This is a genomic window from Streptomyces sp. NPDC031121, assembly GCF_055570615.1.
The window spans coordinates 82,891-88,890 of record NZ_JBVIGV010000004.1 but is presented as its reverse complement, the minus strand read 5'-3'; the positions used below and the strand labels follow the sequence as shown (position 1 = coordinate 88,890).

Annotated in this window: 4 protein-coding genes and 1 pseudogene; 4 read left to right on the top strand and 1 reads right to left on the bottom strand. The window is 68.5% G+C overall.

The genetic code is table 11. The features are described 5' to 3' along the window. The first annotated feature begins 525 nt into the window (after positions 1–525). The 3 genes and pseudogenes from ACZ462_RS08475 to ACZ462_RS08465 all read left to right on the top strand — a co-directional run bounded on the left by ACZ462_RS08475 (position 526) and on the right by ACZ462_RS08465 (position 4,040). A complete protein-coding gene (locus tag ACZ462_RS08475; RefSeq protein WP_467806748.1) occupies positions 526–1,665 on the top strand; it encodes a YihY/virulence factor BrkB family protein in 1,140 nt (379 codons plus the stop codon). A 259-nt stretch (positions 1,666–1,924) separates the two neighbouring features. Continuing rightward, a pseudogene (rsgA, locus tag ACZ462_RS08470) lies at positions 1,925–2,374 on the top strand (GTPase RsgA); the annotation flags it as partial. Between the two features lie 70 nt (positions 2,375–2,444). Next, the gene (locus ACZ462_RS08465) at positions 2,445–4,040 is read left to right on the top strand and encodes a recombinase family protein (RefSeq protein WP_467806749.1); all 1,596 of its coding nucleotides are present in this window, start codon (positions 2,445–2,447) and stop codon (positions 4,038–4,040) included. 565 nt (positions 4,041–4,605) lie between these two features. On the opposite strand, the gene ACZ462_RS08460 is transcribed toward ACZ462_RS08465, so the two are convergent. Next, positions 4,606–5,292: an RES family NAD+ phosphorylase gene (locus tag ACZ462_RS08460; RefSeq protein WP_467806750.1), complete on the bottom strand. Its 687-nt coding sequence runs from the start codon at positions 5,290–5,292 to the stop codon at positions 4,606–4,608. Positions 5,293–5,482: 190 nt separating this feature from the next. Between ACZ462_RS08460 and ACZ462_RS08455 the strand changes: the two genes are divergently transcribed. Next, a complete protein-coding gene (locus ACZ462_RS08455) occupies positions 5,483–5,857 on the top strand; it encodes an XRE family transcriptional regulator (protein ID WP_467806751.1) in 375 nt (124 codons plus the stop codon). Positions 5,858–6,000: the final 143 nt, after the last annotated feature.

Here is a 6,000-nt window from a genome sequence, read left to right as displayed (position 1 = left end):
CAAGATTTCCGTCCAACAAACCCGGCTTTGACCAACACAAAGGAGGGATTCAACACCCCCCCCCAGGGCCTTCCATGGCGGGGGGGTGACTCCGGGTTCCCCCCCCCCCCCCCCCCGGCCGGCCACACGGGTCCGGATTGCGGTCCGGGGCGGTTTGGGGACCGCTCCCGACCCGCGATCCGCACTCGTCCCCTACCCCCTCCCGCGCCCGGCCCGCGACCGGTTCGCGCCCGGGTCGGCGCCGGCCCGTGCCCGTCCCGTACGCCCCGGCCGCCCGCGGGCCCGGCCCCGGCGCGTAGCCCTTTCCGTCGGTACCGCCGACGGGCCGCCCCCGCCATCGGCGTACCCCGTTCGGTCACTGGTGCCCCGCCGCCCGCGCACCCCTGCGCAGGGGGGCCGCACACGTCGCCGGACGGCCGGGCCGCGCGGATGCCGGGACGGGGGCGCGGACGCCCTGCCCCGGGGGCCGCCGGAACCCGTCGGCAGAGGTGCGGCCGGGGGCTGCCGGGCGGATACCGTAAGGACGTGCAGCCAGCAGAAGAAACACCCGAGCGGATCCCCGGGCGGCGGTCCGGGCGGCTCCACCGGGCCCGCGCCCTCTACCGCAACGTCTCCAAGCGCCGGATGGCGTGGCTGCTGCTCAAAGACACGGTGAACTCCTGCATCGAGTACCGCATCCTCGGCCTCGCCGCCGAGGCCGCCTTCTTCACCCTGCTGTCCCTGCCGCCCCTCTTCCTCGGCCTGCTCGGCGTCCTCGGCTACGTCGACGGCTGGACCGGCGGCACCGTCGTGGCGTCCATCGAGGAGAACATCCTGCGCGCCGTCGGCACCGTCCTCTCCGACCGCGGCGTCAACGAGATCGCCAGACCGATGCTCGACGACGTCACCCGCGGCGGCCGCCCCGACCTGATCTCCCTCGGCTTCGCCTTCGCCCTGTGGTCCGGCTCGCGCGCCGTCAACGTCTTCATCGACACCATCACCGTCATGTACGGGCTCGACGGACACCGCGGCATCGTCAAAACCCGGCTGCTCGCCTTCCTGCTGTACGTGATCGCGCTCCTGATCGGCGCCATCGTGCTGCCGCTGATGGTGGCCGGACCCGACGCCGTCGTGCGCTGGGTGCCCTGGAGCGCCGAAGTGATCGCGGTGCTGTACTGGCCGACGGTCACCCTGCTCTCCATCGTCTTCCTGACCACCCTGTACCACGTGTCCGTGCCCGTGCGCTCGCCGTGGATCGAGGACGTGCCGGGCGCGCTGGTGGCCCTCGCGATGTGGGTGGTCGGCTCGTTCCTGCTGCGGCTCTACCTCATCAACACCGTCGAGGGGCCGACCATCTACGGCTCGCTGGCCGCCCCCGTCGCGGTGCTGCTGTGGATCGGCGTGTCCGCGTTCGCGGTGCTCGTGGGCGCGGCCGTCAACGCCGCCATCGACCGGGTCTGGCCGTCTGTGGCCACGGCCGCGGCACGCGAGGCCAACGAACGCGCCCGGGAGGCGGAGGCGGCGCAGCTCATCGCCCGCGCCGCGGCCTGGCGGGCACTGGCCGAGGGCGAGTCCGAGGACGAGGACGACGGCGAGCCCGACGCCGGCATGCCGTCCGAGTTCCCCGAACGGTGGTCCAAGTTCCTGCCGCCGGAGGACTACACGGCCCGGCTGCGGAAGCACTGAAAAAGCGTTGGCGAGGACGTAGCCGATCTTGCTACGGTTCCACCGGTTCGACCGGTCCACGACGCGTGAGCTTCGCGGACCGCAGCCGTTTCGTCCCGACCCGGAGGTGAGTTCATTGATGACTGTCGCTGCGCTCGGTGCCGCCCGCACCCACCAGACCGTCAATGCCGCTTCCGTGGCCTCCGGCTGACCGACACCTTCACCTCTTCGCGCGCCCAACGGGCCCGCGCGGCCGGGGCCGCCCTCCGAAGGGTCCCCCTTGTCTCTCTCTTCTGCTTCCGCTTCTTCCTCTTCGGCGTCCGCGCTCGGCGCGCTCGGCTGGGACGACGCATGGGCCGCCGAGTTCGCCCCGTACGCCGAGCAGGGCCTGCTGCCCGGCCGCGTCGTACGCGTCGACCGCGGCCAGTGCGACGTCGCCACCGCGGACGGCACCGTCCGCGCGGACACCGCCTTCGTCACCCCGCACGACCCGCTGCGGGTCATCTGCACCGGCGACTGGGCCGCGGTGGAGCCGTCCGGCAACCCGCGCTACGTGAAGGCGTACCTGCCGCGCCGGACCGCGTTCGTGCGCTCCACCTCCTCGCAGCGGTCCGAGGGGCAGATCCTCGCCGCCAACGTCGACCACGCGATCATCGCCGTCTCGCTGGCCGTCGAACTGGACCTCGGCCGCATCGAGCGGTTCCTGGCGCTCGCCTGGGAGAGCGCCGCGTAATACACAGCAGCCCTCACCTGCACAGATGCCGTTTGGAGCGGCCGGATCTGTGAGGTAGGAGGGCACTATGGCGAAGAAGACGGCAGAGGAGTTCCGGGACGGTTCTCCCGAGGAGCTGGCAGGCAAGTCCCCGGAGGACCTGGTCGACCTCTACCTGCGCCGCAGCAAGAAGAGGGAGACGGTCGAGACCCTCAAGCAGCATGCCCGCGACCTGCGCCATGAGATGCGCTGGCAGGGGCTCACCGTCCGCAAGGTCTGGCTGGAACAGCGGAGCGCTTCCAAGCAGCATGTGCGGCGCGAGAAGCTCGAAGGCGCGATGGCCGCCATCATGGACGGCGAGATCAAGACGCTCGCTGTCTGGAAGACGGACCGCTTCGACCGACGGGGCATGGCTGCCATAGGCACGGCTCTGGACGAGTTCGACCGCCGGCAGGCACGGCTCTTCGTACTCCAGGAACGCCTGGACTCCAGCCAGCCGGGCACCCGCATCGTCTTCGCGATCCTGGCCGAACGCGCTCGCGAGGAGATCAAGGACCTCACCCTCCGGGTGACGACCGGAAAGAACGCGGCACGCACCGCCGGCCGGTGGCCGGGTGGCCGCACCCCGTACGGCGTCCGCTCCCCCAGGGGATCGGGACACATCGAACCGGACCCTGCCGAGTACCCGCACGCCCGTCGCATCGCGGACGAGCTGCTGGCCGGGAAGTCCGCGATGCGCGTGGCCCACGACCTGGAACGGGACGGCATCCGGACGCGGGACGGCGCCCGCTGGGACGCCCGCGCGATCACGCGCATGGTGCGGTCCACGGCATGGGCTGGCCTGCTGCCGACCAAGGACAGGCGGTTCGACGAGCACGGCCAGCCCCTTGACATATGGGTCCCCTCCGCCGAGCCCGTGCGGGACGCCGCAGGCAACCCGGTGGTGATCGGGACCGGTGTCGTCAGCCCGGGGGAGCGGCTCCGGATCCTCGCGTTGATCGAAGCGCGCGTGACCAAGATGGGTGGGGGATCGCGTGGGAAACGCCCGCACACCACCTTCCTCGGCGGCATCTTCTCCTGCCCGCACTGCGGGAAGGGCATGACCGGCAGTGGCAGCGGCAGCGCCAGCAGCCTCATGTACCGGTGCCGCACCCGATCCGCGTACGGCAAGGAAGCCTGCCCCGGTGTGGTGGTCCGCGCGCCGCGTATGGACGCGGCGGTCGAGGCGATGTGGCTCAGCCACGTCTCGGCTCTCGAACACGGATCCCCGGGCCTCGACGCCATAGTCCGACGTTGGGCGGTCTTCCACGACGTGGAGAAGGAGCAGCGCCGCAAGGAGGTTATGGCCGGCCTCGACGCGGCGAGGACACGCCGCGACAAACTGGAACACGACTTCTACGTGGAAGGCACGTTGTCCGAAGACCGGTTCAAGACGTTGGCAGCCGAGCAGTCGGCGGTGATCGAGTCACTCGACCTCGAAGCGGCCGAACTCGCACGGGAAGCCGACCTCTCTGTCTTCTTCGCAGACGGCGAGGCACTGGCGGACGCGTGGGCGGAGTCGACGCTCGCGGACCGGCGGATGCTCCTGGGCTACGTCCTGAAGTCGTTGACGATCGTTCCCGCACGGTTCCCTGGGGACCGCACCCCGATTCTCGGCCGGGTCGTTCCCGAGTGGGTCGCCTGACGTATTTCGCGATGCTGTGATCCCGGAACAGGGAAAACCGAGCTGGCCCGCAAGGGCACGCTTTGGCCGGCCGAGACCGATATCCCGGCCGTCGGCTCACGCCGATCGCCGGTTCGCGCATGCCTTGACTGGACCGAGCGCCGTCCCCGCTAGCCGGCTCCGGGGGTGCCGCCGTGTGCGCCCACGCACTTGCCAACGGACAGATGAGGCGCATCAGCGCCACCCGCGCTCTCATCGTGACGCCCTCCAGCCGTCGGGCACGGCACGACCGCCTCGGCCTGCCGCCAGCTGAACTCTGATCCTGCGGCGGTTGTCGGCACAGACATAGTCGGACCCACGGCAGGGTTAATGTCGTTCGATGTGGCACTAACCTCGCGCTTTCACGAAGTGGGGTTGTCCTCGGTTGATCAGGTAAGTGAGAAGTGCCTCTGACCAGCAAGAATGAGGATCCTCGAGGTCCTTGTTCCTGTAATCGCCGTCGCCGGAGGCACTTCGTCGAGTTTAGCGACCGGCGAAGTGTCCGGTTGGCGCCTGACCTGGGGATTCGTGTGGCGTAGGTGTCCGCCTAATAGACCACGAGGCCGTAACGGTCTCGGATGGTCTTGAGCTCGGCCATGCTGGCAGTGATCGATCGAGTAGCGCCTGCCGTCCAGATCGCGTCATCGAAGACAGCCCAGCACTCCCAAGTGGTGTCGATCTTGGACAGATATCGAACGCCGGCGTATAGGCGGTTGCCCTGCCCGTCGACCTGATCGTGAACCCACTGCGACACCGATCGCGTCACGCGACGGTCCTTGCCTCTGATCGTTGGAACGTCTAGGCGATCGACCTCAAGCGTGGCCAGTGTGATTGCCATCTTCTGGGTCAGGACCTGATGCGTATCCGGGTGCTCGACATCGACGAAGGGGCGAGTGTCAGTGACCAGGGCCGATACGGCCGTCCGCCTATGCCTCCACTCGGCTTCCACCTTGCCGCAGAGCATGAGGTTTCGCTCGGCCCACTCCTCTTTCACGACCTCGATCATCTTCGTGCTGGGCCTAAGGTGCTGCAGAACTTCCCCAAAGCAGCAGGTCAAGCTCGTGCCGAAGTAGACAACCCCGTAGTCCCCGCGCTGGCTGTCGAAGCGATTGCCCTCGTCAGGCTGGGCAAGGACATCGTCAGGACTCCGGCTCGGATGGAAGGGTGCTCCGGACCGACCAACGCGCCATAGGGGCTTCTTCGGCCGGGTTTCGCGTAGCCGTGGCTCAGTCACTTCCCACTCCCAGGCTTGCTGGCTGGTGGGACCGCTCCAAGATCAGGCTAGACGGGCATGCAGGCCCTCGCGACTTGTGTCACGGGTGAGCTTCGAGGCGAGACTGGTGGCATTAGTGGGGGCATACTGGGGGCGTAGCTGGGAAAGTGGAGGCCACGGTCGCCGCGCCCGGCACGAGGAAAGGAATGTCATGGCGATCACAGAAGCAGCAGCGGCAGCGGCGCACCGTCAGGCCGTCGAGACCGCGATCGGCGACGTCGCGGGATACCTCCAGGAGGTACTCGGACAGAAGCTGACCGCCTTCATTGCTGGGGCTGCCGACCCGAAGACTGTCGGAAGGTGGGCCCGGGGAGACAACACCCCGCGCCCTGAAGCTGAACAGCGCCTTCGTGCCGCCTTTCAAGCATTCCAGCTGCTGCAAGAGCATGACAGCGAGGGCGTGGTCCGGGCTTGGTTCATCGGCATGAACCCGCACCTTGATGACCAGTCGCCGGCCGAAGCGCTGAGTGAAGACCGGCTGCGGCAGGTCATTTCCGCAGCTCGTCTATTTGTCCAGTCGGGCTGAAAGGCCATGCCGGCAGCGCTTCAGCCAGGGAGCCGATCGGGTAACTCAGCGTGACCATCTCGGTACTCATGTGGATTCGTCTGCCGAATCTCACGATGGAGGTGGATCTGGACAGCGCCGGGTTGCGTGGACATGACTATCCC